28 protein-coding genes and 1 tRNA gene are annotated in these 25,579 nt (G+C 41.0%); 18 read left to right on the plus strand and 11 right to left on the minus strand.

What is annotated here, in order from left to right:
• Nucleotides 1-87: 87 nt before the first annotated feature.
• The 6 genes from hisB to VIR50_RS06640 all read right to left on the minus strand — a co-directional run bounded on the left by hisB (nucleotide 88) and on the right by VIR50_RS06640 (nucleotide 5,918).
• A complete protein-coding gene (hisB, locus tag VIR50_RS06615) occupies nucleotides 88-1,164 on the minus strand; it encodes a bifunctional histidinol-phosphatase/imidazoleglycerol-phosphate dehydratase HisB (protein ID WP_331934530.1) in 1,077 nt (358 codons plus the stop codon).
• Nucleotides 1,130-2,005: a hypothetical protein gene (locus VIR50_RS06620; protein ID WP_331934346.1), complete on the minus strand. Its 876-nt coding sequence runs from the start codon at nucleotides 2,003-2,005 to the stop codon at nucleotides 1,130-1,132. The genes hisB and VIR50_RS06620 overlap by 35 nt, the downstream gene beginning before the upstream one ends.
• A gap of 40 nt (nucleotides 2,006-2,045) precedes the next feature.
• Nucleotides 2,046-2,837: an RNA methyltransferase gene (locus VIR50_RS06625; protein WP_331934347.1), complete on the minus strand. Its 792-nt coding sequence runs from the start codon at nucleotides 2,835-2,837 to the stop codon at nucleotides 2,046-2,048.
• 186 nt (nucleotides 2,838-3,023) lie between these two features.
• Nucleotides 3,024-3,224, minus strand: coding sequence for a hypothetical protein (locus tag VIR50_RS06630; protein WP_331934348.1), 201 nt, complete (start codon nucleotides 3,222-3,224; stop codon nucleotides 3,024-3,026).
• Complete coding sequence (locus VIR50_RS06635; RefSeq protein ID WP_331934349.1) at nucleotides 3,221-4,735, minus strand: Y-family DNA polymerase; 1,515 nt, start codon at nucleotides 4,733-4,735, stop codon at nucleotides 3,221-3,223. Before VIR50_RS06635 ends, VIR50_RS06630 begins: the two co-directional genes overlap by 4 nt.
• Before the next feature lie 733 nt (nucleotides 4,736-5,468).
• Nucleotides 5,469-5,918 (minus strand): hypothetical protein, encoded by a 450-nt coding sequence (locus tag VIR50_RS06640; RefSeq protein WP_331934350.1) that lies wholly within the window; start codon nucleotides 5,916-5,918, stop codon nucleotides 5,469-5,471.
• Between the two features lie 244 nt (nucleotides 5,919-6,162).
• On the opposite strand from VIR50_RS06640, the gene VIR50_RS06645 reads away from it, so the two are divergent.
• From VIR50_RS06645 to VIR50_RS06660, 4 genes are all read left to right on the plus strand, one after another.
• The gene (locus VIR50_RS06645; protein WP_331934351.1) at nucleotides 6,163-6,750 is read left to right on the plus strand and encodes a YcxB family protein; all 588 of its coding nucleotides are present in this window, start codon (nucleotides 6,163-6,165) and stop codon (nucleotides 6,748-6,750) included.
• 71 nt (nucleotides 6,751-6,821) lie between these two features.
• Entirely contained in the window at nucleotides 6,822-7,418 is a 597-nt protein-coding gene (locus VIR50_RS06650; protein ID WP_331934352.1) for a hypothetical protein, read from the plus strand.
• Nucleotides 7,419-7,470: 52 nt separating this feature from the next.
• Nucleotides 7,471-7,776 carry a DUF4298 domain-containing protein gene (locus VIR50_RS06655; protein WP_331934353.1) on the plus strand — a complete coding sequence of 102 codons (306 nt, stop codon included), beginning with the start codon at nucleotides 7,471-7,473 and terminating at the stop codon, nucleotides 7,774-7,776.
• A 90-nt stretch (nucleotides 7,777-7,866) separates the two neighbouring features.
• On the plus strand, nucleotides 7,867-8,268 hold the full coding sequence (locus VIR50_RS06660) for a hypothetical protein (protein ID WP_331934354.1): 402 nt from the start codon (nucleotides 7,867-7,869) through the stop codon (nucleotides 8,266-8,268).
• Between the two features lie 483 nt (nucleotides 8,269-8,751).
• On the opposite strand, the gene VIR50_RS06665 is transcribed toward VIR50_RS06660, so the two are convergent.
• A tRNA-Arg gene (locus VIR50_RS06665) sits at nucleotides 8,752-8,825 on the minus strand.
• A gap of 218 nt (nucleotides 8,826-9,043) precedes the next feature.
• Here VIR50_RS06665 and VIR50_RS06670 point away from each other — a divergent pair.
• The 8 genes from VIR50_RS06670 to VIR50_RS06705 all read left to right on the plus strand — a co-directional run bounded on the left by VIR50_RS06670 (nucleotide 9,044) and on the right by VIR50_RS06705 (nucleotide 13,467).
• Entirely contained in the window at nucleotides 9,044-9,556 is a 513-nt protein-coding gene (locus VIR50_RS06670) for a DMP19 family protein (protein ID WP_331934355.1), read from the plus strand.
• Nucleotides 9,553-10,032, plus strand: a complete 480-nt coding sequence (gene smpB, locus VIR50_RS06675) for an SsrA-binding protein SmpB (protein ID WP_331934356.1) — start codon at nucleotides 9,553-9,555, stop codon at nucleotides 10,030-10,032. The genes VIR50_RS06670 and smpB overlap by 4 nt, the downstream gene beginning before the upstream one ends.
• 244 nt (nucleotides 10,033-10,276) lie before the next feature.
• Nucleotides 10,277-11,140, plus strand: a complete 864-nt coding sequence (map, locus tag VIR50_RS06680; protein ID WP_331934357.1) for a type I methionyl aminopeptidase — start codon at nucleotides 10,277-10,279, stop codon at nucleotides 11,138-11,140.
• Nucleotides 11,141-11,150: 10 nt separating this feature from the next.
• A complete protein-coding gene (gene tsaD / locus VIR50_RS06685) occupies nucleotides 11,151-12,182 on the plus strand; it encodes a tRNA (adenosine(37)-N6)-threonylcarbamoyltransferase complex transferase subunit TsaD (protein WP_331934358.1) in 1,032 nt (343 codons plus the stop codon).
• Between the two features lie 17 nt (nucleotides 12,183-12,199).
• Nucleotides 12,200-12,706: a CinA family protein gene (locus VIR50_RS06690; RefSeq protein WP_331934359.1), complete on the plus strand. Its 507-nt coding sequence runs from the start codon at nucleotides 12,200-12,202 to the stop codon at nucleotides 12,704-12,706.
• A gap of 126 nt (nucleotides 12,707-12,832) precedes the next feature.
• Entirely contained in the window at nucleotides 12,833-13,096 is a 264-nt protein-coding gene (gene rpmB / locus VIR50_RS06695; protein WP_021590625.1) for a 50S ribosomal protein L28, read from the plus strand.
• Between the two features lie 5 nt (nucleotides 13,097-13,101).
• Nucleotides 13,102-13,290 (plus strand): 50S ribosomal protein L33, encoded by a 189-nt coding sequence (gene rpmG, locus VIR50_RS06700; RefSeq protein WP_331934360.1) that lies wholly within the window; start codon nucleotides 13,102-13,104, stop codon nucleotides 13,288-13,290.
• A gap of 18 nt (nucleotides 13,291-13,308) precedes the next feature.
• Entirely contained in the window at nucleotides 13,309-13,467 is a 159-nt protein-coding gene (locus tag VIR50_RS06705; protein ID WP_331934361.1) for a DUF4295 domain-containing protein, read from the plus strand.
• Nucleotides 13,468-13,524: 57 nt separating this feature from the next.
• Here the strand turns inward: VIR50_RS06705 and ispE are convergent, their stop codons facing one another.
• On the minus strand, nucleotides 13,525-14,364 hold the full coding sequence (gene ispE / locus VIR50_RS06710; RefSeq protein WP_331934362.1) for a 4-(cytidine 5'-diphospho)-2-C-methyl-D-erythritol kinase: 840 nt from the start codon (nucleotides 14,362-14,364) through the stop codon (nucleotides 13,525-13,527).
• A 113-nt stretch (nucleotides 14,365-14,477) separates the two neighbouring features.
• Here ispE and dnaB point away from each other — a divergent pair, with 113 nt between their 5' ends.
• The 6 genes from dnaB to leuB all read left to right on the plus strand — a co-directional run bounded on the left by dnaB (nucleotide 14,478) and on the right by leuB (nucleotide 22,450).
• Entirely contained in the window at nucleotides 14,478-15,992 is a 1,515-nt protein-coding gene (dnaB, locus tag VIR50_RS06715) for a replicative DNA helicase (protein WP_331934363.1), read from the plus strand.
• 307 nt (nucleotides 15,993-16,299) lie between these two features.
• Entirely contained in the window at nucleotides 16,300-17,799 is a 1,500-nt protein-coding gene (locus VIR50_RS06720; RefSeq protein WP_331934364.1) for a 2-isopropylmalate synthase, read from the plus strand.
• A 19-nt stretch (nucleotides 17,800-17,818) separates the two neighbouring features.
• Nucleotides 17,819-19,210, plus strand: coding sequence for a 3-isopropylmalate dehydratase large subunit (gene leuC, locus VIR50_RS06725; RefSeq protein ID WP_331934365.1), 1,392 nt, complete (start codon nucleotides 17,819-17,821; stop codon nucleotides 19,208-19,210).
• Nucleotides 19,211-19,221: 11 nt separating this feature from the next.
• Complete coding sequence (gene leuD, locus VIR50_RS06730; RefSeq protein WP_331934531.1) at nucleotides 19,222-19,812, plus strand: 3-isopropylmalate dehydratase small subunit; 591 nt, start codon at nucleotides 19,222-19,224, stop codon at nucleotides 19,810-19,812.
• Nucleotides 19,791-21,338 (plus strand): alpha-isopropylmalate synthase regulatory domain-containing protein, encoded by a 1,548-nt coding sequence (locus VIR50_RS06735; RefSeq protein ID WP_331934366.1) that lies wholly within the window; start codon nucleotides 19,791-19,793, stop codon nucleotides 21,336-21,338. Before leuD ends, VIR50_RS06735 begins: the two co-directional genes overlap by 22 nt.
• A 50-nt stretch (nucleotides 21,339-21,388) precedes the next feature.
• Nucleotides 21,389-22,450, plus strand: a complete 1,062-nt coding sequence (leuB, locus tag VIR50_RS06740; protein WP_331934367.1) for a 3-isopropylmalate dehydrogenase — start codon at nucleotides 21,389-21,391, stop codon at nucleotides 22,448-22,450.
• A gap of 262 nt (nucleotides 22,451-22,712) precedes the next feature.
• Here the strand turns inward: leuB and glyA are convergent, their stop codons facing one another.
• Genes glyA through pyrB form a run of 3 tightly spaced genes read right to left on the minus strand, consistent with a single transcriptional unit; the run spans nucleotide 22,713 to nucleotide 25,465 of the window.
• The gene (glyA, locus tag VIR50_RS06745) at nucleotides 22,713-23,993 is read right to left on the minus strand and encodes a serine hydroxymethyltransferase (protein WP_331934368.1); all 1,281 of its coding nucleotides are present in this window, start codon (nucleotides 23,991-23,993) and stop codon (nucleotides 22,713-22,715) included.
• Between the two features lie 60 nt (nucleotides 23,994-24,053).
• On the minus strand, nucleotides 24,054-24,512 hold the full coding sequence (locus tag VIR50_RS06750) for an aspartate carbamoyltransferase regulatory subunit (protein WP_331934369.1): 459 nt from the start codon (nucleotides 24,510-24,512) through the stop codon (nucleotides 24,054-24,056).
• A gap of 5 nt (nucleotides 24,513-24,517) precedes the next feature.
• Entirely contained in the window at nucleotides 24,518-25,465 is a 948-nt protein-coding gene (gene pyrB, locus VIR50_RS06755; RefSeq protein WP_331934370.1) for an aspartate carbamoyltransferase, read from the minus strand.
• Nucleotides 25,466-25,579 lie beyond the last annotated feature (114 nt).

Consider the following 25,579-nt stretch of genomic DNA (forward strand, 5'->3'; position numbering starts at 1 on the left):
CCTGACAATTTATCATCCTTTCTAAATTAAAGAACATTAACTAATAATGTTAATAAATTGAGGTTATTTTATAGTTCTGATCTTCTTTTAAAGAAGTCCTTTGGTTGAAGGGAGATTAAAATGGTACACATCCCGCCTTACAGCCATCTTTAACGAACGTGCCAAGGTTTTGAAGATTCCCTCAATCTTGTGGTGTTCATTCGTGCCTTCTGCCTTTATATTCAAATTCATCTTCGCGGCGTCACTCAAACTTTTGAAGAAATGCAGAAACATTTCCGTGGGCATTTCACCTATCCGCTCACGTTTAAACTCGGCATCCCATACGAGCCAAGGCCTTCCACCAAAATCTAAAGCCACCTGACACAAGCAATCATCCATGGGAAGGCAATAACCATAGCGCTCTATACCTCGTTTATCGCCCAGTGCTTCCAAGATACATTGACCCAAAGCGAGGGCAGTATCTTCTATGGTATGGTGCTCATCCACATTTAAGTCACCATTGGTATGAATTGTCAGGTCCATCATGCCGTGCTTGCCTATTTGTTCCAGCATGTGGTCAAAGAAGCCCAAGCCCGTTGATATATCACATTGGCCGGTACCATCAAGATTCACTTTTATATAAATATTGGTTTCCTTAGTTGTTCGTCTCACTTCCGTAATACGTTCACCGGCAAACAACAATTCCGCTATTTTTGCCCAGTCCATGCCATTCTTGCCTAAGATATAAGCCTTACATCCTATGTTTTCTGCTAATTGTGCGTCTGTTTCACGATCGCCAATCACGTAACTGTTTGCGATGTCATAAGCCGGATTGTTCAAATACTCTGTGAGCATTCCGGTTCCCGGTTTGCGCATGGGCGAATTGTCTTCGGGAAAATGATTATCTATAAGCTGATCATCAAACTTGACACCTTCACCCTCTAAGGTTTGCAGTATAAAGTTATGGACCGGCCAAAAGGTTTCTTCCGGGAAGGAAGGGGTACCCAATCCGTCCTGATTAGAGACCATAACCAGCTTAAAATCAAGGTGCTCACAAATAAATCGCAAGTTTTTAAACACGCCATCTACAAACCGCAATTTGCTGAAAGAGTCAATCTGCTCGTCCTCGGGCTCTGCGATGAGCGTACCATCACGGTCTATAAATAGTATTTTTTGCTTTTTCATCATTTCTTTTATTAATCGAAAGATATACAAAATAAGCAGTATAGGAGCAAAATGCCTTTGCGTATTGAGTGAGGAATTGAAGGACTATCAACACCGCTATGAGCAAAAAGCTAAAATAGGAGGGCAATCCATCAGCGTCACCCATCAACATCCCCTGCACGTTAGATACGTATTCTGATAGCAGGATAACACCCGGCAGCCACAGAATGAACAAGATTACCGACAGAATCAATGACAAAACGAAGATTGTCAGCAGTATAAATCCTTTATAATGAAAGCCTTCCTTGTAATATTTTGTGAAGATATGGCTTAAGCGTACAGGTTCCTCAAATAGGTATTTCATGCCGGAAAAACCAATCGGCAGCATAAAAAAGGCAAGTGCTATCACGACACCGATGACCATAACATGCACCAACGTTTGCACCACGGCAGAACTATTGGCAACCATAGCCCCAAGTCCCAGCCATAAACCACCGACACCTAAACATACAACAAGCAGCGTACCCAACAACGATAAATTAACTGCTAAACAACGTTTAAACATCTTCTTATAATCGCCCGTGATACAACCGAAGAACCGACTCTCCAGCCATATATCCAAGAAAATGGGCAATACAAGACTAATAGCAACAAGAACGAGGAACATAAAAGGATGTCGCACGACAAAATCCACACTGTTTATACTCTTCAATGAGACATAAAATAAGAGCGAAACGACAACCGAATAGATCGCAGCCACAAGCCACGACTTCTTGAATATGAGCCTCTTATTTTTCAAGAGCAGGCTCCACGCTGCGCCAACACAGCCTAACACCCCTTTATTTTGTAATTCTATATCCATTTTCTAATCGTGTTTTATATAAGGGAAAAACTATGATTTCTTACATGCGGCGCCTAAACTCCGCGCAGGTCAATGCCGTAGCAATGGCCACATTCAAACTTTCAGCACTCTCAACGCCCACGGGATAGTTGGGAATCAGCAAGCGCTTACTGATAAAAGCCGCTGTTTGGGCCGAAATGCCATTGCCTTCGTTGCCCATCACGATGATACCCTTATCAGAAAGTGGGGTTGTATAAATATTGTCACCATCAAGGAACGTTCCGTAAACGGGTAGGTCCTTGTCAATCTTATGGAACAATTCCGCCAAATCCATATACACGGTTTGCACTCTGGCCACGCTGCCCATAGTCGCTTGCAGGGCCTTGGGGCTGTAAATATCGGCCGTCATCGGACTGCAAAAAACGGTGCGAATACCAAACCAGTCGGCCACTCTGATAATGGTTCCCAAGTTGCCGGGGTCCTGAACGCCGTCAAGTGCCAGCGACAATCCACTGTTTGCAGCCTTGACAACATCATCGGCAGGCGTCTCGGAAATCGTAAAAACACCCAGCACTTCTTGCGGATGTTGCAAGAAACTGACTTTTCTCAACTCCTCTTCATCTACCTCTACAATTTCTACAAAGCCATTTTGACCGGGCTGTTTCGTGAGTTTCTGAAGTTTTTCCTCGTTGCGTGTCAGCCAAGAGCTTTCGGCCACAACCATCCGAGGCTGCATTACATCCAGCAGTTCGCCAACAACCTTGGGACCTTCGGCCACAAAGCACCCCGAAGAACGTCGAAACTTCTTCTGTTCCAACGATTTAATATACTTTATTTTAGCTTTACTTATCATACCTTCATGATCCAATCAACTTGAAACATATCGCGGTCTTACACCTTGGCTGCCAAGCAATTGATTTTACAAAGTTAATATAAATAATAAAATAGGTAAATAGTTATTCCCCTAAAATATATTAATGTGGTCATTGTCATAAGCCTTGGGACGCAAAAAATCACAGCAAGAATCGTATTTACAAAGTCAGTCTTCACCCAAATTTTCCATAGGGCACATGGTCTTTTCGGCAATATTCAGTCGTGTCGCTTCCTCTATGGCGTCCTCATAGCCCGGCAATGCCGAGAATGGAGCAAACTGAGCAGCCCGATTCTCCATAGACATGGGCGGGTGATGTTTTGAAACATGGTGGGGCAAATCTATAATGTCATCGTAGTTATCGTTCATGCTTTGTGTCCTCCAATTTGTTGATTGCGTTCCCGGGCGGTCGCTCCATCCTCAAAATTCAAGCCTCGTAGAATGGCATTCTTGCCATAACGGCGCTTGATGGCCAGCCGTGCTTCCTGCATGCGGCGTTCCTTTTCAAGCGTTGCTCGCTCTTTTTGGCGCTTTCTTTCCAAGGCTTCATAATCGGTAAACAAGTCAAGCTGCCGAGGTCCGGTCTGCTTTTCAGCCCATGATTCCTCTACCACATGATTGGTGGTAAGATTAATGCGCCGTATAAGAAAATCGGGATTGACTATTTGATCATATAGCTCCATGACGGCATGGGTAATCAGTTGTGACGAGGAAGTATGCCGATGGAGATTGGCCGTTCCGTGGGCATGCTTGGGAACGGGGCGTCCATACCAATCGGCGGCAATCTGTCCCGCATATTTCGCACGTATTTCAGGATGGGCCAAGCTCTCTATGTCGTAGCCAACGGTGAGTATCAGCTGATCGGTTACGAGCCGTTTGGCCACAAGGTCAAGCGCCACGGCGTCGGCCATTTCCTGCACTACGACCCGTGCTTTCGTCCAATCATAAGCATGTTGCAGCACTTGGCCGCTGCTGAACGACTTCGACTCGGGCCTATACTGCTTCACGTAATCCATCGTGCAAGGCTCCCAGCCCCAAGCATGGTCAATCAATAATTCGGCGTTAACCCCAAAAAGACGATAGAGTAGCCCTTCGTTCTGTTCGGACAAGCGTGCTATCTTTCCCATCGTATCAATGCCATAAGGGGCCAGCTTGGCCGCTATGCCACGCCCCACACGCCAAAATTTGGTGATAGGTCGGTAGTTCCACAGCTTTTTTCGATAGGTCATTTCGTCCAACTCGGCTATACGCACGCCATCCTTATCGGGTGGTATGTGCTTCGCAACAATGTCCATGGCCACTTTAGCAAGGTAAAGATTCGTGCCAATGCCGGCAGTTGCCGTAATGCCCGTGGTCTTCAGCACATCACGAATCATCTTCAGCGCCAATTCGTGAGGTGTCAGTCGATAGCTCTCAAGATAGGGCGTAACGTCTATGAATACCTCGTCAATGCTGTAAACGTGGATGTCCTCCGGGGCTATATACTTTAGATAAGTTCTGTAAATCTTCGTGCTCACCTCTATATAATGGGCCATCTGCGGTGGTGCCGCAATATAATCGAGTTCAAGTTCGGGATGGGCTTTCAGTTCAGGGTCACTGATCGACTTGCCCACCATCCTGAATCCGGCCAGCCGCCTGCGCTCTTCATTGACATCACGCACCCTCCTGACCACCTCGAATAGGCGGGCACGGCCACCTATGCCATAGGCTTTCAACGATGGAGAGACGGCCAAGCAAATAGTTTTCTCCGTACGACTGACATCGGCAACCACAAGATTGGTGGTCAGCGGGTCAAGCCCTCTGTCTACACATTCTACCGAAGCATAAAATGATTTTAAGTCGATGGCGATGTAAGTTCGTTGTTGCTGTTGGATTGTCATGACGGTTGTTATCAGTCGGCATGCAAGATTACGGAAAAGTATCTGAACAACCGCCATCACAAAAGAGCTTTTTGTAATCTTTAACAATCAAACTCTTAGGAAAGAATTATCGAAATAAACAGTTTTCCTTATCGGCATAGAGCCGCCTAAAAACATAGATTTTATAAATCCCAAGAGTCGGGGAAATACCCTGAAAGGGACTGCCGATAAGACTTGAAGAACATGATTTGACAATCTCACCCTGCATAATCAACAAGTTACGTGAAACGTTTTAAACATTAGCTAAAATAATTTTACAGCGATGAATGATAGATTTTACAAAATAAGTTTTGTACAGTTTTTTGCCCGAAAAATTGTGTTAGAAAGTACATCAATTAACTTCAATCGCACCCCATATTTACTCCCATTCAATCAAAAATCCTCGTGTTTTATCTGATGATGGCATTTTCACAAACTCAAAGCTACCTTTTGAGGAAGCTAAAAGACAACTTTGGACTCGTGAAAGCACGGCTCTTGCAGGGCAATAGCACTGCTTTAGCGCGTCAAGCGCAAGGTTCTCGTTTGTTAATATTTTATTAAAGCATTGATTATAAATGAATTACAAACAAACAAAGAATGGAGATTTTTCACACCATTCTTTAACTTTATACTTTACAAAAGGCTATAGTTATAGCTTTTGTAAAGAACATTCATAAAGAAAACGCCACGGATTTCCGTAAAAGTTTTGGGACGTTTAAGGATTCAAAAGTTGTAATAATTCTTCTTCCGTGCCACAAACAGCGTCGAACAATCGATACATCAGCTCGGCTTCCTCGAGCTTCTCTACCATTACTAATACCCGCTTACCGGCTCCTTTCATCCATCCGGCCTCCGAATGAGCCGACCGTCCGCAGGGCAAAAGCAACACGCAGGTGTCTGCCCACTGCATGGCGTCGATGTCACGTTGGAACCCTGCTGCGGCAATAGAATGACCCAACCCGCGCTGGTAGTCCTTGACGGTCCATGAAGTGTAATCCTTGTCAACATCGCTCCACTTGAAACCGGCTGCCTCCGCAGCGCTATTATCATCGGAATAGCTAGCATGCTCAAAGTCGTACACCTCATGTCCCGCTGCTCTTAATAATCTTACGTAGTGTTGTTGTGACGCATTGCGCCAGCTACTTGCCAAATATATTTTTGCCATAATGAATGATTGAAGGTTTGCTTCTATGAATGTTTGCCCACAGATGGGGCACACAAAAATACGTAGAAACCGTTTTATTTTTCTTGTTTTGCGATAAATAATTGCTCATCAACCTACAATTTCTTGTAAAAAGTTGTATTTTTGAGGCATAGTCCACGGATATTGACACTTTAGATTGGGCTTAGTAACGACCTGATAGCAAAATAAAATACCTGTCAAAATAAAGAACTCAAACGAAGAAAACATGACAAAATTTGATGACAACACAAGGAATGAAGCACTCGTCAAGCATGATAACGGGAGCGAGGAGATGGAAACGACACCACCTGACTTTACTTTTGATGAGCAACATACGGAGGAGGAATTTCTTAAATTCAACCGTTTTGTTCGAAACAAGTTTTTCCATGGCAAACGTTCCATGGTGATCGTAAATGTCTGGTACAGTCTCCTTAATATCTTTTACATCGTAATTTTGTTTTTTATGAATAGCATGGAGATATGGATTTTGTTAGGTTTATTCGTCTGCCTGCAAATCTATTATAATTATAAAGCTATTTATGCTGTGGATAAAAACGCACGGAAGGTATATCGTCAAAACAAGATCTTGGCGGGGATACAAATGCAATTAAGTTTTTGGAAAGACCATTACAAAGTCAAAACTAACACCGGGAGCGATAGCATAGCATATAAAAATCTGTTCAGTATCGAAGAAACGGACACCAACTTCTACCTGATGTTCTCTAAACAACAAGGCCAAATAGTTGTAAAAGACAAGGCTCCCAAAGGCTTTACCGACTTTATGAGAGGCGTAAAGCAACATTATAAGCTATAGAAGGAGTACATTTAGAAAGATATTCATGGCATAAAAATACATTCAATAAAATCTCATTCAATGTTCATAACATGGATATACACTTTAACAATTTAAGTTTTTCCATCTTCGATTATGCCTCTTTCGATGATATAAAGGGCTTGGTTAAAGAGTTGTTCAAGGATGATTTCTGCAATAGTACCACAGAATTTCTCCCTCATCCATTCTCTCTTGATAGTTTCATGCCCCAACATGTCGGTGGCGATCATGACAACTTGTTTGGCTTTTGGAAGTCGAAGCGCTATCATAGCAAGCTATTTTTTATATCGAATTCGGCAGATGGGCGGGCGACCTTGTGTAATGTGATTCATCAAACCTTGAAATGTGCCTACACAATGTGCTCACTTTCCGATGAGACCGTAGAACCGTTGTATCTGTTTAAGTATGCAACTGCATCATTAGAGGACAGAGTTGTCATAGCCTATAAGGAGGATAAATGGGTCTTTTATGAAGTAGGAGAGAGATTGCCGATAGAAAATCCGGACTTTTATAAGCAGAGACGTGCCAATCAACGTTTGAATAACGCTATTGTCCTTTCATATTTGGAAAAGATGGGGATAACGCTTGATGACATAGACAAGGACGTAACCGACTATTTTATATGCAATCGTAAAATCTCCAAAAATTAGAAAAGAGGCCGACAAAATTATGATTTAACAACCCTAAAACAACATAACCCACATGCAAAAATACAAACATATTACTGTGATGGAAATCATTTTGGATAACCATAGCAAGAAGCTACAAGAACTGAATGCCCTCTTGGATTATCTGAAAGACAATCAAGAAGACTTCAATAAGTTAATAGACTATTATTACTCGGACCAACGTCAGGAGGATTTGGCAAACGAAGAGAAAGGACTTATCGATAAGGAGCTAAAAAGAGGAGTGCTTTCTGAAGATGCGATATATAATCTTATGACAGACTATTATGGCGCTTCCATAAAGATGTTGGAACTGTCTACCGGCTATTTTAAACACCAATGACGCCATAGAAAGGCTGCGTCTATAATGAAATGGACGGAATTCGTACATATTGACAAATAAAAATGAAATATCGTCTGATCAGTATTTTATATGAAAGAACGTCCATCTCAAATACTTATAAAATATGATATACGAGAAGATACCGGTGAGCTTTTCCGAGAATCGTACGGCACTACGAGTTCTATATTTAAGGTAAAACTAAGTAATGAGCGCTATCATATAACCATTGCTCTTGACGATCCATTTTATATATTGACAAGTGTGTCAAGTTATTGTTTGACTAATGAGCCCGACTGCATTGGCGGTCATGAAAATAATTTTTATACGGTTGAAAACTCAAACTTAATACATTTGTTTGAGGCAGCGCTGAATCCGCTTGATAGAATAAGTTACTCCGAATTGAAAAAGATTCATTTTTTCATATACACCATTGATGAATGCTTTGATATTATTACGGACAAATTGCCTAAAATTAAAATCTTTAGGAAATAACTACAATACATATTTACCCGGCAATGAATGAAGATTTTATCTACACAATAGCTCTTATATGCGTTTGTATCTTTTCTATCTTGACATTCAGGAAAAGAAAAAATCATAAGAAAATAGAATTATTGATATGTGTTCTATACAATTTTATCTTCTTTTCCCTCTACCATGCCGACCTTGCAAAATATGGTTCTTCCCTTGTTATTCTATTTTTCCATTTGTCAACTATCATTCTTCATATCACATTTATTTGGATAGCAGCACTCATAAGCTATGTAAAATCCTGCAAACATAAGAAAACAAAAGAGGAAAAGTAGGAATAAGTATCTACATAAAAAAGACTTCAGTAGAGTAGAATATTCATTTCCGAAGTAGTGTAACTTCGGGGGTGATTCTGTTTCGGAGGTTAAAACACCTTGCGGAAATTGCGGGTATAAAAACAAAAAAGAGAACTTTAAATTTAAAGTTCTCTTTTTCTTGGGATTGTGATTCCGTTGGGATTCGAACCCAAGACCCACAGCTTAGAAGGCTGTTGCTCTATCCAGCTGAGCTACGGAACCCACTCTCATCGCCTTATATGTCGGCAAATCGAGTGCAAAAGTAGTCGTTTTTTTAAATATGACCAAATTTTATAGGCTTTTTCTTTTATGGAACGAATGTTTAAGGGACTTACAGAGATTATTAACAACACGCAAAGCTATACGATAGATAAATCTTGTTCTTTTTGCAAGTTTTTGAGATTAAATATTTAACTTTGTCCGAAATAGTAGGAATAAATATGATAGATATAGTCATTAAAGATAGCGATTTGCGCAAAGCCGCAGAAGCAGGAATGGATGAATTTGTAGGAATATTCGTACAAGCCATTAAGGATGCTATTGGAGGAGAATTGACCGCGGAAGCCATGCAGCAACTTAATTCCGACCAAATTACACTGCTTGGATATGATATTCTTCATGAGGAAGTGATGGATGGCGGTTTTATCCAATTGATCCATAATGGCTATGGAGGGTTCATTTATAAGAACCCATTTGCCAAAGCACTTCGTGAATGGGGTTTGCGCGACCTATATCGCATAATCAATAAAAGCCACTCATATTATAATATGTATCACGAGCGTATAGAACAAGAGTGTACGGATGAAGAATTTATGGCATTGTTTGAGGCTATGCCCCAATTCGATGACTGCGATGACGCCTTTGTTGAAGGTGAAGAGCAGTTTACTGCTATGGTAGCCGCATATATTGATGACCATATAGAGGACTTTGCAAAGATAGATAAAGAGCAATGAGCAAGAACGAATCAGACATAAGAAAGAAAAGCCCGGTACAGATCAGGAACAAGAAGGCTTCCTTTGAATATTATTTTGTAGACACGTTTACTGCCGGAATCGTTTTGACAGGAACAGAAATTAAGTCTATCAGGCAAGGCAAAGCCTCTTTGGTTGACACATTTTGTTATATTCACAGAGGCGAAATGTGGGTAAAAGGCATGAACATAAGTCCTTATTTTTATGGCTCTTTTTCTAATCATGAAGCCAAACGAGACAGGAAACTCTTGTTGACCCGACGGGAGCTGCATAAGTTAGAAGAAGCTACTAAGCAGGTAGGGTTCACGATCGTGCCCACTCTTGTATTCATAGATAACAATGGCAGGGCTAAGGTCGACATTGCGTTGGCAAGAGGTAAAAAAGAGTTTGATAAGCGACAGACGCTTAAAGAAAAAGAGGATAGGAGAGAAATGGATAGGGCTATTAAAAGATTTTAGCATACGAGTATTTCTTAATGTTCCAAAATCGAGCTAACTATTTTAAGTTTTGGGCTGATGAAGAACCATCAATATAAGGAATGCAGAATGATAAAATACAGCCGCCAAAAGCCTTTTAAAGGTGTTTCTTGTTGATTTTAAACAGAATGTTTTAGCAAATGAACTGAATGTTTAAAGTTTTTCAAATTGTTTTGTACTTCCATTGTATTATTGTACTTTTGCACATTAATTAAATAATTATTATATGATGTTGAAGAAAAGAAGATGGCACTGCCTATCCGGACAGCCCATTACGGAGCTTGACAAACAAGTGATGTATTGGGAAAACAAGGGCAAGGAAGTTCCTACACGCGATATGATAAAAACTCCTGAGCAGATAGAAGGAATTCGGATTGCCGGAGCTGTGAATACAGGATGTTTGGATGCGGTAGAGAAAGCAATACGCCCGGGTATGTCAACACAAGATATTGACGATATTTGTGTACAATATTGTAAAGACCATAATGCCACCTCGGCCACTTTAAATTACGAGGGTTTCCCTAAAAGTGTATGCACCAGTATCAATGAAGTCGTTTGTCATGGTATCCCAAAGGAAGAGGATGTTTTACAAGAAGGCGATATTGTGAATGTAGACATGACGCTGTGCGTAAATGGATATTATGGTGACGCATCACGAATGTTTATCATCGGAGGTAAAACGACACCAGAGAAAGAGCAATTAGTCAAGGTAACTAAGGAATGTCTTGAGATTGGCGCGGAAGCAGCAAAGCCATTCTGCTTTGTTGGAGATATAGGACATGCCATTCAGAAGCATGCCGAGAAGTATCATTATGGTGTTGTCAGAGACTTATGTGGCCACGGCGTAGGCTTGGCTATGCACGAACAGCCCGATATAGTCCATTTTGGTCATCGAGGAACAGGTTGTCTTTTGGTTCCCGGTATGGTATTCACGATAGAACCTATGATTAATATGGGTACTTGGAAAGTATATTTAGACGCTGATGATCCTTATGGATGGGAAATCATAACCGGTGACGAGAAGCCCAGCGCTCAATGGGAACATACGTTCCTTATGACAGAAACCGGAGTAGAAATATTATCATACTGATAAGTCTGATATGGAAAGCCAAGATATATATATATTGGGAATAGAGTCTTCGTGTGATGACACTTCAGCGGCAGTGCTTAAAAATGGTGTGCTACTTAGCAATATAACAGCCTCACAAGCGGTTCATGAAGCGTATGGTGGAGTAGTGCCGGAATTGGCTTCAAGGGCACATCAGCAAAATGTTGTTCCTGTTGTTGACCAAGCGATAAAGCGTGCCGGTATCAGTAAAGAACAATTAAGTGCTATTGCTTTCACACGTGGCCCGGGACTGATGGGCTCCCTATTGGTGGGAACCAGCTTTGCCAAGGGACTTGCTCGCAGTTTGGAAATCCCTTTGATAGATGTAAATCATCTTCAAGGACACGTGATGGCTCATTTTATTAAAGAGGATGATGAAGACCACAACATACCTCCTTTCCCTTTCCTTTGCCTTTTAGTGAGCGGTGGAAATTCACAGATAGTTAAGGTCAACGCCTATAATGACATGGAAGTAATTGGCCAGACTATCGATGATGCAGCAGGAGAAGCCATAGACAAGTGTTCAAAGGTCATGGGATTAGGTTATCCGGGAGGGCCTATTATTGACAAATTGGCTCGACAGGGAAATCCTAAAGCATACCATTTTTCAGAGCCTCACATTGCGGGATTGGATTATTCGTTCTCAGGTCTTAAGACTTCATTTCTATATAATATGAAGAAATGGACAACAGATGATCCCGATTTTATAGAAAAGCATAAAACAGATATTGCGGCAAGTCTTGAGCATACCATTGTGGAAATTCTCATGAAGAAACTCCGCATGGCCGTAAAACAGACAAACATTAAGCACGTGGCTGTGGCCGGAGGTGTTTCTGCCAATAATGGTTTGCGCAATGCCTTTAAGGAACACGCAGAACGTTATGGATGGACTATCTATATTCCTAAATTCAGCTACACGACCGATAATGCGGCAATGATAGCTTGTGTAGGAACATTTAAATATAAAGATAAGGATTTCTGTTCGATAGATAAACCTGCATTCAGCAAAGTAACTTTCAAATAATTAATAATAAGGTAAAAGTGGAATTAGAAAGTAAAATACTTAGTAGAGAAATACAAAGAGTTCTCTACGACAAGCATAAAACCCTTGGAACCGCAGAAAGCTGCACGGGAGGCCGCATTGCTGAAGCGATTATCTCCACACCGGGTGCCTCATCCTATTTTAAGGGTAGCATAATAGCCTATACCAATGATATTAAAGAAACACTTCTGTCCGTTGATCCACAAGTTTTAGAAGAGCAAACTGCTGTAAGTGAACAAGTAGCCAAGGATATGGCGATTGGAGCAATCAAAGCGATGGGGGTAGATTTTGCTGTGTCGGTTACAGGTATAGCCGGTCCCGGAGGAGAAATGCCCAACATTCCAGTGGGAACAATATGGATTGGTTATGGGGATAAAGATGAGGTCAGAGCGTTTAAACTGACGGAAAATTTTGGTAGAGATATTAATTTAGCTATCGCAACCAACAAGGCCCTATTACTTCTTTTAGAATTCATCAAAGAGAAGTTAGACATAACAGAGGAGTAATTGCATAAAAAAGCTTAAATACACTGATTATTATTAGATATTCTTTGTGTATTAACAAAAAGTTTGTAATTTTGCACCCTGTTTGGAATAGGTATCAATTAATGAATTAGAAAAATTGAGATAGAAATGTCGAAAATTTGTCAAATCACAGGAAAGAAGGCACAAATAGGTTGCAATGTGTCTCACTCAAAGCACCGTACAAAGAGAAGCTTTGATGTTAACCTCTTCAGCAAGAAATTCTACTATGTAGAAGAAGGTTGCTGGATTAGCCTCAAGATCAGTGCTGCTGGTCTTCGTCTTATTAATAAAGTAGGTCTTGACGCTGCTTTGAAGCAGGCTGTAGCCAAAGGCTATTGCGAGTGGAAGGACATTAAAGTTATAGGAGAATAATTATCATGGCAAAGAAAGCTAAAGGCAATAGAATACAAGTTATTCTTGAGTGTACTGAAATGAAGAATAGCGGAATGCCCGGTACTAGCCGTTATATTACGACTAAGAATCGTAAAAACACTCCTGAGCGTCTTGAATTAATGAAGTACAATCCTATCCTGAAGAAGGTTACTCTTCACAAGGAAATTAAGTAATAAGGAGATTTATAGAATATGGCAAAAAAAGCGGTCGCAACCCTTCATGAGGGTTCTACGGATGGTAGAGCTTATTCCAAAGTTATTAAAATGGTAAAAAGCCCTAAGACTGGTGCTTATATGTTCGATGAGCAGATGGTCCCCAATGAAGCTGTTAAAGATTTCTTTAAGAACTAATTGATATCACATATATTTGAAAAGGCTACGATTTTCTATATCGTAGCCTTTTCTTTTTTAACATTGGCAGCTGTAAAGAAATGCGGAAGGAAATTCTGTCGCCAAGTTTTGTGGCTTTTCTTTAAAGATTCCAAACATAGCGCTTCCACTTCCGGACATTTGGGCATAGATAGCGCCTTGCTCATATAGCTTATTCTTTATTTGTTCTAAAGCAGGAAACTCCTCGAAAGCTGGTATTTCAAAATCATTATATAAGTTATTCCTCCATGTTTCTATAGGTTGCGCTATTACATCTTTACAACTTTTTGCGGGATGGTGTGGTACTATCTTTTTGTAAGCAGCTGATGTTGATACAGATACATTGATCTTTACGATTGCAATGTAGCACCCAGAGAGCTTTTCCGATAAGAAGCCTGCAGGGGAAAAGATATTTCCTATCCCCGTGGCAAAAGAGGGTTCTGATGTAATGAAGAAGGGGCAGTCAGCTCCTATCATCGAGGCATATCTCTCCATTTCAGCAATGCCCATATTAAGCCTAAAGCGTTCATCCAAGAGCCTAATCATAAAAGCAGCGTCGCTGGAACCACCTCCAAGACCGGCTTGTGATGGAATCTGCTTAAATAAATGAGTGTGAATCCTTGGTATCGCAAAATCTTTTTTAATAAGGTTATAAGCTTTTACAACTAAATTATCTTGCTCATTACCTTCAACAGCATTACCCGTTATTTTTAAATCACAATCAACATCACTGGGAAAATCATTACTCATCAATTTTATTTCCAGCGCATCACAAAGGGGAATTGGATAAAAAACGGTTTCTATATTATGATAGCCATCTGAACGTCGCTCGACAACATTCAGTCCTAAATTTATTTTACAACAAGGAAATGTAATCATTATTACGTTTTTAAAGCATTATGTATATCATACAAAAATACAACTTTTTTTGGTATAGCATATACATACTGATTATTTATTTGTATTTTTGCAACAAATAAAATATAGTTAATATGCCTGACAATACGTCTCCTTCTCGTAAAAAAAGAGATATCAATATAGATTCTACTTATGGTCATTTACAACCTCAAGCGACTGACATAGAGAAAATAGTTTTAGGAGCCTTGATGATTGACAAAGACGCTTTCTCCATTGTTTCTGAGCTTTTGGTACCAGAAACGTTCTATGAACCAAGAAATCAGAAGATATATGAAGCCATCCGTACGCTCAATATGAATGAGAATCCTGTAGACGTTGCTACAGTGATTAACCAGTTGCAAAAAAATGGTACATTAGAGGATGTAGGTGGTCCAGCCTATCTTGTGGAACTTTCATCGCATGTTGCCAGTTCCGCCCACATAGAATATCACTCCCATATATTGGCTCAAAAATACTTGGCTCGCCAATTAATTAGTTTTTCAAGTCGTATTGAGACCAAAGCTTTTGACGAGACTGTAGATATAGACGAGCTTATGCAAGAGGCAGAAGGTAGCTTGTTTGAAATATCACAGAAAAATATGAAGCAGGACTATATACAGATAGATCCTGTTATCCAGCAGGCGGTAGAGATTTTACAAAGTGCCTCTCAAAATTCAGGTGGCTTGACCGGTATTCCAACCGGATATACAAAATTAGATGAAATGACGTCCGGCTGGCAAAAAAGTGACTTGGTAATTATAGCCGGGCGCCCTGCCATGGGTAAAACATCTTTTGCCTTGAGTGTTGCTAAAAATATAGCAGTCGACTATCATGAGCCTATCGCATTCTTCTCATTAGAAATGAATAATGTACAGCTTGTCAATCGACTTATATCAAACACCTGCGAAATTGCTGGCAATAAAATATTAAATGGCCAGTTGACACCTGACGAATGGGAAAGATTGGATAAGAACTTACGCAAGCTTACCGGTACTCCTCTTTATATTGATGACACTCCCGGCTTGTCTGTATTTGAACTCAGAACAAAAGCCCGCCGATTAGTAAGAGAGAAAGGTGTTAAAATTATAATGATAGACTACTTGCAATTAATGAATGCCAATGGAATGAAATTTGGTAGTCGTCAGGAGGAAGTCTCTACCATATCCCGTTCTTTGAAAGGTTTGGCAAAGGAATTAGATATTCCAATCCTAGCTTTATCTCAGTTGAATCGTACTGTTGAAAACCGCGAAGGCCTTGAAGGTAAGCGTCCTCAACTATCCGATTTGCGCGAATCCGGAGCCATCGAGCAGGATGCGGATATGGTTCTGTTCGTTCATAGACCGGAATACTATCATATATTTACCGATGAGCACGGAAATGATCTCCATGGAATGGCACAGATTATTATTGCTAAACATCGTAAGGGTGCAACAGGTGATGTACTATTAACATTTAAAGGTGAATACACACGCTTCCAAAATCCCGAAGAAAACGCAACCGCTCCTATGGGAAATAGGCCGGAGGGAGAAATAATCGGTTCTAAGATGAATAATGACATTCCTATCGGAATGCCTCCTATACCAACTCCTGATGAGGTTGTTCCCTTTTAAGAGCAATAAGATAAATACAAATATCTATGATTTATAAGACAAATCCATTATTTTATAATAATTATTTTGCTATTTGCTAATTAATTTTATACTTTTGTATCAAATACATAATTTGAATTACATGATGGTTCTACATTTTTTATGCCCAATTATCTTGTCAAACCGACTGCAATATTCAGTTGGAAGTGATGGCGTATATATGTAAGAACTTAAAATATTATCAGTAAAGCCTTTCCACTTCCAATGAGTGTGAAAGGCTTTTTTATAATGATTCATGATAGAGTAGAGAATTAAAATAACATTAGCTATGAAAGAACGATTATTTGTCTTTGATACCACGCTTAGGGATGGTGAACAAGTTCCGGGCTGCCAACTGAATACGGTAGAGAAAATCCAAGTAGCCAAAGCCTTGGAACTGTTAGGAGTAGATGTTATTGAAGCAGGATTCCCTATAAGTAGTCCCGGCGACTTCAATTCTGTAATTGAAATATCAAAAGCTGTAACTTGGCCTACTATCTGCGCACTGACACGTGCAGTGGAAAAGGATATTGACTGTGCAGCCGAGGCTTTAAGATTTGCTAAGCACAAACGTATTCATACGGGAATAGGTACAAGTGATCTGCATATAAAATATAAATTCAACTCTAATCGTCAAGAAATTATAGAACGAGCGGTTGCCGCTGTTAAATATTCCAAGCAATATGTTGAGGATGTTGAGTTCTATGCGGAAGATGCGGGACGCACCGATAATGAATATTTGGCTCAAGTCATAGAAGCAGTTATTAAGGCCGGTGCTACGGTTATCAATATTCCTGATACCACAGGCTATTGCTTACCGGAAGAATATGGAGGCAAAATAAAATATCTAATGGAAAATGTTTCTAACATAGATAAAGCCATTATTTCTACCCATTGCCATAATGATTTAGGTATGGCTACAGCTAATACCTTCCAAGGTGTCTTGAATGGCGCACGCCAAATAGAAGTTACAATTAACGGTATCGGTGAACGTGCGGGCAACACGTCATTAGAGGAAATTGCCATGATACTGAAATGTCATAAAAACATTGGCATAGACACCAACATAAATACCACAAAGATTTACCCTATTAGCAGAATGGTATCCAGTTTGATGAACATGCCAATCCAACCTAATAAAGCTATTGTTGGACGAAATGCTTTTTCCCACTCAAGTGGCATTCATCAAGATGGTGTTTTGAAAAATGTCCAAACATACGAAATCATCAACCCTAAAGACATCGGCCTTGATGATAATTCCATTGTCCTTACAGCCCGTTCCGGACGTGCAGCCTTAAAACACAGACTTCATATTAACGGTGTCGAAGTTAATGATGAAACAAAACTGGATAGCCTTTACAAAAAGTTTCTTGAACTTGCCGACAAGAAAAAAGAGATTTCCGATGCAGACATCCTCGCTTTAGCCGGAGCTGAAAGTGCGGAAACTCATGCTATAAAACTTGATTATCTGCAAGTCACTACGGGTAAAGGTGTAAAAAGTGTGGCCAGCATTGGACTCAATATTAGCGGACAAAGCTTTGAGGAATCATCTTCAGGCAATGGTCCGGTAGATGCAGCTATTAAAGCCTTAAAGCGTATCATTAGAAAAGATATGATATTAAAGGAATTTACAATCCAAGCCATTGATAAAGGGTCTGATGATATAGGAAAAGTGCACATGCAAGTAGAATATGATCAGCATATATACTATGGCTTTGGAGCAAACACCGATATTGTAACTGCTGCAGTTGAAGCCTATATTGACTGTATTAACAAGTTTAGAACCTAATACTGCTAAATATCTCTATATGAACACTTTATTTGATAAAATATGGGACAGACACATTGTTCAAATTGTAAACAATGGCCCTAGCCAGCTCTATATAGATCGCCTTTATTGTCATGAGGTTACTTCTCCTCAAGCTTTTGATGGGTTGCGTGAACGTAAGTTAAAGGTATTTCGTCCGCAACAAGTATTTTGTATGCCCGACCATAATATTCCTACACACGATCAAGATAGGCCTATAGAAGATCCTATCGGAAGAAAGCAAGTGGAAGTTTTAGACGCAAATTGTAAAGAATTCGGCTTAACCGAGTTTAAAATGAATTCTAAAGATAATGGAATCATTCATGTTGTTGGGCCAGAGAAAGGATTATCCTTACCCGGTATGACAATAGTCTGTGGTGATTCTCACACTTCTACTCATGGGGCTATGGGTGCCATAGCCTTCGGGATAGGAACTTCTGAAGTGGAAATGGTATTAGCTTCCCAATGTATTCTCCAATCCAAGCCCAAATCCATGCGCATAAATATCAATGGGCAATTAGGAAAAGCCGTAACTCCAAAAGATGTTGCACTTTATTTAATAGCTAAGCTGACAACAAGTGGAGCCACAGGCTATTTTATTGAATATGCAGGACAAGCAGTTCAGGAAATGAGTATGGAGGGACGACTGACACTGTGCAATTTGAGTATAGAAATGGGAGCCCGTGGTGGTTTCATTGCACCTGACGATACAACCTTTGAATATATAAAGGGGAAAGAATATGCTCCAAAAGGTGAAGATTGGAGTAAAGCCATTAACTTTTGGAAAACTCTTAAGAGTGAACAAGACGCTGTTTTTGACAAAGAGCTATCCTTTGACGCTCAAGACATAGAACCTCGAATAACTTATGGAACAAATCCCGGCATGGGAATTGGCATTACAGAGACCATACCATTATGTGAAGCCATTGATACGGCCAGTCAATCCTCTTTTATCAAAAGCCTTGATTACATGGGATTCACGCCCGGCATGTCTCTTTTAGGACATACCATTGACTATGTTTTCTTAGGTGCATGCACCAATGGTAGAATAGAAGACTTCCGAGCGTTTGCTTCCATCGTAAAAGGGAAGAAAAAAGCAGATCACGTTACGGCGTGGCTCGTACCCGGTTCATGGGCTGTTATGGAACAAATCAAAGCAGAGGGACTTGACACAATACTTCATGATGCAGGATTTAGCATACGCCAACCGGGATGTTCCGCATGTCTTGCGATGAATGATGACAAGATACCTGCGGGAAAATATTCTATTTCCACCAGTAATCGAAACTTTGAAGGCCGACAAGGACCGGGCTCTCGAACAATCTTAGCCAGCCCTATAGTTGCTGCAGCCGCTGCTATTACCGGAAAGATAACGGATCCACGAACTCTTTAAAACCTGCAATGATGAAACAAAAATTCAGTGTTATCACTTCTTCTTGTATCCCACTACCATACGAGAATATAGATACAGACCAAATTATACCGGCCCGTTTTCTTAAAGCTACAGACAAGCAAGGGATGGGAGAAAGCCTTTTCAGAGATTGGCGATACGACAAGGACGGCAATCTTAACAAAAGCTTTGTAATGAATAACCCCTCTTATTCTGGGGTAATCTTGGTCGCTGGCAAAAACTTTGGCTCCGGTTCTTCACGTGAGCATGCAGCTTGGGCCATTGCGGGAGCCGGCTTCCGGGTTGTCATCAGTTCGTTTTTTGCCGATATACACAAAAATAACGAACTCAATAACTTTGTTTTGCCGGTTGTTGTAAGTGAGCCTTTTTTAAAAGAGTTATTCGCTTCTATTGAAAAAGACCACGCAACTCAAGTAAAAGTTGATTTGCCTAATCAAACGGTTACCAACCTAAGCAACGGCCAAAGCGAGAAGTTTGAAATTGACGCTTATAAAAAACATTGTCTTATCAATGGTCTTGACGATGTAGATTTCCTTGTTGAAAATAAAGATAAAGTTGTTGCATGGGAAAACAAGAAAATGTAATTATCGAAATTATGGATAGCACACTTCGTGATGGGGAGCAAACCAGCGGAGTGTCATTCTTGCCTCATGAAAAATTAGTCATTGCAAGAAAACTACTTACCGATGTCAATGTCGATAGGATAGAGGTGGCTTCAGCCCGCGTTTCCACAGGTGAGAAAAACGCAGTGACAATGATTTGCAAGTATGCGGCGGCCCATAATATTTTAGAACGTGTCGAAGTCTTAGGATTTGTTGACCATCACCAATCCATTGATTGGATTCATGCGTGTGGGTGTAAGGTTATCAATATGCTTGCCAAAGGTTCTCTAAAGCATTGCACCCATCAACTGAATAAATCGCCAGATGAGCATATACTTGATATAAAGAATGAGGTAAACTATGCCCACTCTTTAGGAATGACAGTCAATTTATATCTTGAAGACTGGTCCTCCGGCATGCAAGACTCACCTGATTATGTATATCATCTTATGGATGCACTATCCAATATAGGCATTCGAAGATTTCTTTTACCCGATACCTTGGGAATTTTACATCCGCTACAGTGTGTAGAATTTCTTAGAAAAATGATTAAACGCTATCCCCAATGCCACTTTGATTTCCATGCCCATAACGACTACGATTTAGCTGTCAGTAACTCTTTGGCCGCCGTACTTTGTGGCGTGAAAGGCATTCATGTCACAGTAAACGGATTAGGGGAAAGATGTGGAAATGCTCCATTGGCCTCTGTTCAAGTCATTTTAAAAGACATGTATCATGCCCACACCAATATTCATGAGAATCGGCTTAACGAAATTAGCCACTTGGTAGAAGGTTACAGCGGCATTCCCGTGGCTCCCAATACTCCTGTAGTCGGCGAGTATGTCTTTACGCAAGTAGCCGGGGTCCATGCTGATGGCGATCACAAAAACAATCTTTACTGCAATCGCCTGCTTCCCGAACGATTTGGCAGGCATCGAGAATACGCTCTTGGTAAAAACTCAGGTAAGGCCAACATCGTCAAAAACCTCCAAGACTTGGGACTGGAACTTACACCGGAGCAGACAAAAGCCGTTACCCAACGGATCACAGAGCTTGGAGACAAAAAGGAATTAGTCACCCAAGAAGATCTGCCCTATATTGTAAATGACGTTTTGAAGCATAACATACAAGAAGAGCAAGTAAAGTTAGTAAGCTACATGGTCTCTACTTCGTATGGCCTCAAGCCAATTGCAAGTATAAAAGTCAATATCCGAGGGAGTGATTATGAGGCAGATTCCACCGGTGACGGTCAATATGACGCTTTTGTGAAAGCACTGCGGAAAATCTATCGAGAAAAATTGAACAAGGAATTCCCTTTACTCGACAACTACGCTGTCAGTATTCCGCCGGGTGGAAGAACCGATGCTCTTGTTCAAACGATTATCACATGGCGTGAAGGCAACAAAATATGGCGAACAAGAGGATTGGACGCCGATCAAACAGAAGCGGCAATCAAGGCTACTTTCAAAATGTTGAACCAATTTGAAAGCGACAATAAATTCTCATAGATAGCGCTCTGATAATTTTTCCAAATATCAATCTTAACACCTGACATTATATGAATTTACAAATTGCAATTTTGTCCGGTGATGGTATCGGCCCTGAAATTATGAGACAAGGGTTGGCTGTCCTTCAAGTCATAGCAGACAAATACCATCACCATTTCACTTTTAAAGAGGCCATTTGTGGCGCTCACGCCATACGTGAAGTAGGGGATCCGTTTCCCGAGCAAACTTTTCAAACATGTCTCAATGCAGACGCAGTTCTCTTTGCGGCTGTCGGTGATCCTATATTCGACAATGACCCAACGGCCAAAGTACGCCCTGAGCAAGGACTTCTCGCCATGCGTAAACAACTCGGGCTCTTTGCCAATATCCGACCGGTAGCCACTTTTGACTGCCTGCTACACAAAAGTCCGCTGAAAGAAGATATTATAAAAGGAGCTGATTTTATAGTCATCAGGGAGCTTACCGGGGGCATGTATTTTGGTGAAAAATATCAAGACAATGATAAAGCGTACGACACTGACATATATACAAGGCCTGAAATTGAACGAATATTAAAAGTTGCATTCGATTATGCCATGAAACGTAACAAACATGTAACGGTTGTAGACAAGGCAAATATCCTTGCCAGCTCTCGTCTATGGCGACAGATCGCAAAAGAAATGGAACCGCTTTATCCCGAAGTTACTACCGACTATATGTTTGTAGACAATGCAGCCATGCGTGTCTTAACCGAGCCCAGATTCTTTGATGTCATTGTTACGGAAAATACATTTGGGGATATTCTGACCGACGAAACATCTTGTATTACCGGTTCAATGGGACTGCAACCTTCATCATCCATAGGTGAGCATACACCACTTTTTGAGCCAGTACATGGCTCTTGGCCTCAAGCAGCCGGCAAAAATGTTGCTAATCCCATAGCCCAAATACTTTCCGCGGCAATGCTTTTAGAACATTTTGGGCTCTACGATGAAGGCAAGTTAATAAGACAAGCAGTCGACGCAAGTCTTGAAGCCAATGTCCGCACACCTGAAATACAAGTAGAAGGTGGCGAACAATATGGAACAGAAGAAGTCGGCAGTTGGATTGCTGACTGGATTCTCGACCATTAATATTTGCTTCTTTATCAATAGAAATAGCCATATCTTTTTCTCTTAGAGAATTTAGATATGGCTATTTTATATTTGTTTATAGTCTTGCTTATTTCTTTTTGCAATTCTTTAAGTCCTTTAGGGCACAGCCCGAACAACCGTAGCATTTATCATTGGCGTGCCTGATAGACTCCCTTATACGGTAACCCGCATAAATGGCACAAACCAACAAAATAATACTAACAATCGCTATCTGCATATACCTAAAGAATGAAGTTGAAAATTAATAAGCAAACAAGGGGTAATCTTTCATTGTATCGTTGACTTTTTGTCTAACGCGAGCAATTACCTGACCGTTTTCAGGGTCAGCCAACACCTCGTCTATCAAGTCGGCTATTAACCTCATCATATCCTCTTTTGCGCCACGAGTCGTCATTGCGGCCGTACCCAATCTAATACCTGATGTCTGAAATGCAGAGCGCTCATCATAGGGCACCTTGTTTTTATTAACGGTAATATCGGCAGCCACAAGTGCGTTCTCTGCCACTTTTCCCGTCAAATCGGGATATTTTTGTCTCAAATCGAGCAACATGGAATGGTTGTCTGTACCACCACTCACAATGCTAAAACCATGCTGTATCAGTGAGTCTGCCAAAACCGCGGCATTGGTCTTCACTTGTGTAGCGTACTCAACCCACGATGGTTGCAAATTTTCACCAAAAGCCACAGCCTTAGCTGCTATGACATGCTCCAAGGGACCACCTTGGTTGCCCGGGAAAACCGCAGAATTCAACAATGTACTCATTTTCTTTACCTCGCCCTTCTTGGTTGTATATCCCCAAGGATTATCAAAATCCCTACCCAAGAGAATCACACCACCACGAGGACCACGTAAAGTCTTGTGCGTAGTTGTCGTAACAATATGCGCATATTTCAATGGATTATTCAATATTCCGGCTGCAATAAGACCGGCAGGGTGGGCCATGTCAATCATCAGCAACGCACCTACCTCATCCGCGATCTTGCGCATTCTTTCATAATCCCACTCACGGCTATAGGCAGAACCACCACCAATGATAAGTTTAGGCTTATGCTCCAATGCCAACCGTTCCATTTCATCATAATCAACACGACCGGTTTCTCTATCCAAGGTATAGCCTATATGGTTATATAACATGCCTGACGTATTCACCTCACTGCCATGTGAAAGGTGGCCACCTTGGTCCAAATCCAATCCCATAAAGGTATCACCCGGCTTCAGCACGGCCAAGAACACAGCTTGGTTAGCCTGCGCACCGGAGTGGGGCTGAACATTGGCATACTCTGCGCCAAACAGTTTCTTCACACGCTCTATGGCCAATGTTTCTACCTCATCAACCACCTGACAACCACCATAATAACGCTTACCGGGATAGCCCTCAGCATATTTATTGGTAAGGTATGAACCCATAGCTTCCATCACTTCATCACTCACAAAATTTTCTGAAGCAATCAGTTCCATGCCTTTCAGTTGGCGCTGGTGTTCTTTTTCAATAAGATTGAAAATTTCTTGGTCTCTTTTCATTATAAAAATGTTTATTGGTTATGAAAAATTCTTGTTCGTCGGAAAGGGAAACGCCATTTACTAACAAAGTTCTACCTTGCCCATTTCCTGCTCCTTGTCACAATAATGGCATTTCAAGACGCCATTTTGCTTATCCACCACATGAAAGACGGTATCCATGGGTTCATTATTGGTAATACATTTGGGATTGTTGCATTTTACGATTCCACGCAACTCGTCGGGCGTTTCCACCGTTTTTTTCTCTACGACCTCATAATCCTTGATGATATTCAGTACCACCTTGGGTGCAACGACTGACAATCTGGAAATCTCCTCTGTCGTAAAAAACTTGTCACTTACCTTGATGATTCCCTTTTTTCCCACTTTCTTAGAGGCGAAATAATTACCTATCGTAATAGGCGTGGCCAATTTATCTAATCCTAATAGGTTGGCTACCTGATAGGTTTTCTCTGCCGGTATATGGTCAATAACCGTACCATTCTCAATGGCGGCTACAAGTCTTTCTTTCTTGTTTTCCATATTGGTCAATCAATAATCGTTTTATCATTTTTGACATCCTCGAGCGAAATGCCCAATGTATGGCAGAAAATCGCCTCACGAGCGTAGAGTCCGTTCTGTGCCTGCTGAATGTAATAAGCATGTGGGTCATCATCCACGTCATAAGCTATTTCGTTCACACGCGGCAACGGATGGAGAATTCTCATATTGGGTTTGGCCAATCCCAACATATTACGGCGCAAGATATATACATTCTTCACACGCTCATATTCCATAAGGTCACTAAACCTTTCTTTTTGCACACGTGTCATGTAAAGTATATCGGCGTCGGCTATAATCTTTTCATTGAATGCCGTATGCTCCTGATACTTTATATTGTGCTCTTTACAATATAACTTATATTCATTGGGCATAGCCAATTCTTTCGGAGCGATAAAATGAAAAGTAGGATTGAAATGGCGCATGGCGGTAATAAGAGAATGAACCGTGCGACCGTATTTTAGATCACCCACAAGGTAGATATTCAAGTCTTCAAGTGTACCTTGTGTTTTATAGATGGAGTATAAGTCGAGAAGACATTGGGAAGGGTGCATGTGGGCACCGTCACCGGCATTGATAATCGGAACCGGAGCCACTTCACTCGCATACTGCGCAGCCCCTTCTATATAATGACGCATGGCTATCACGTCCGCATAATTGCCAACCATCAGGATGGTATCTTTCAACGTTTCTCCCTTTGCTACACTTGAAGCCTTTGCGTCAGAGAAGCCGATAACCCGGGCGCCCAATCTGTTAGCGGCGGTTTCAAAACTCAAGCGTGTACGGGTAGAAGGCTCATAAAAAAGCGTGGCCACGACTTTTCCTTTCAGTAATTCACGATTGGGGTGGCGCTCAAACTCCTGCGCCATTTGAATAAGGTATAAAATCTGTTCCTTACTCAGGTCAGCAATCGTTACAAAATTATGTTTTTCCATATCTTTTTGTTTGGATAGGTCTGAATTCGACGTCAAAGTTAGGCATAATTTTTATTTTGATAGTTATAATTCATGGAAAAGTTGTATTTTTGTCAAAATTTAATTTTCAACCCT

Source organism: Prevotella sp., assembly GCF_036570325.1.
GTDB lineage: Bacteria > Bacteroidota > Bacteroidia > Bacteroidales > Bacteroidaceae > Prevotella.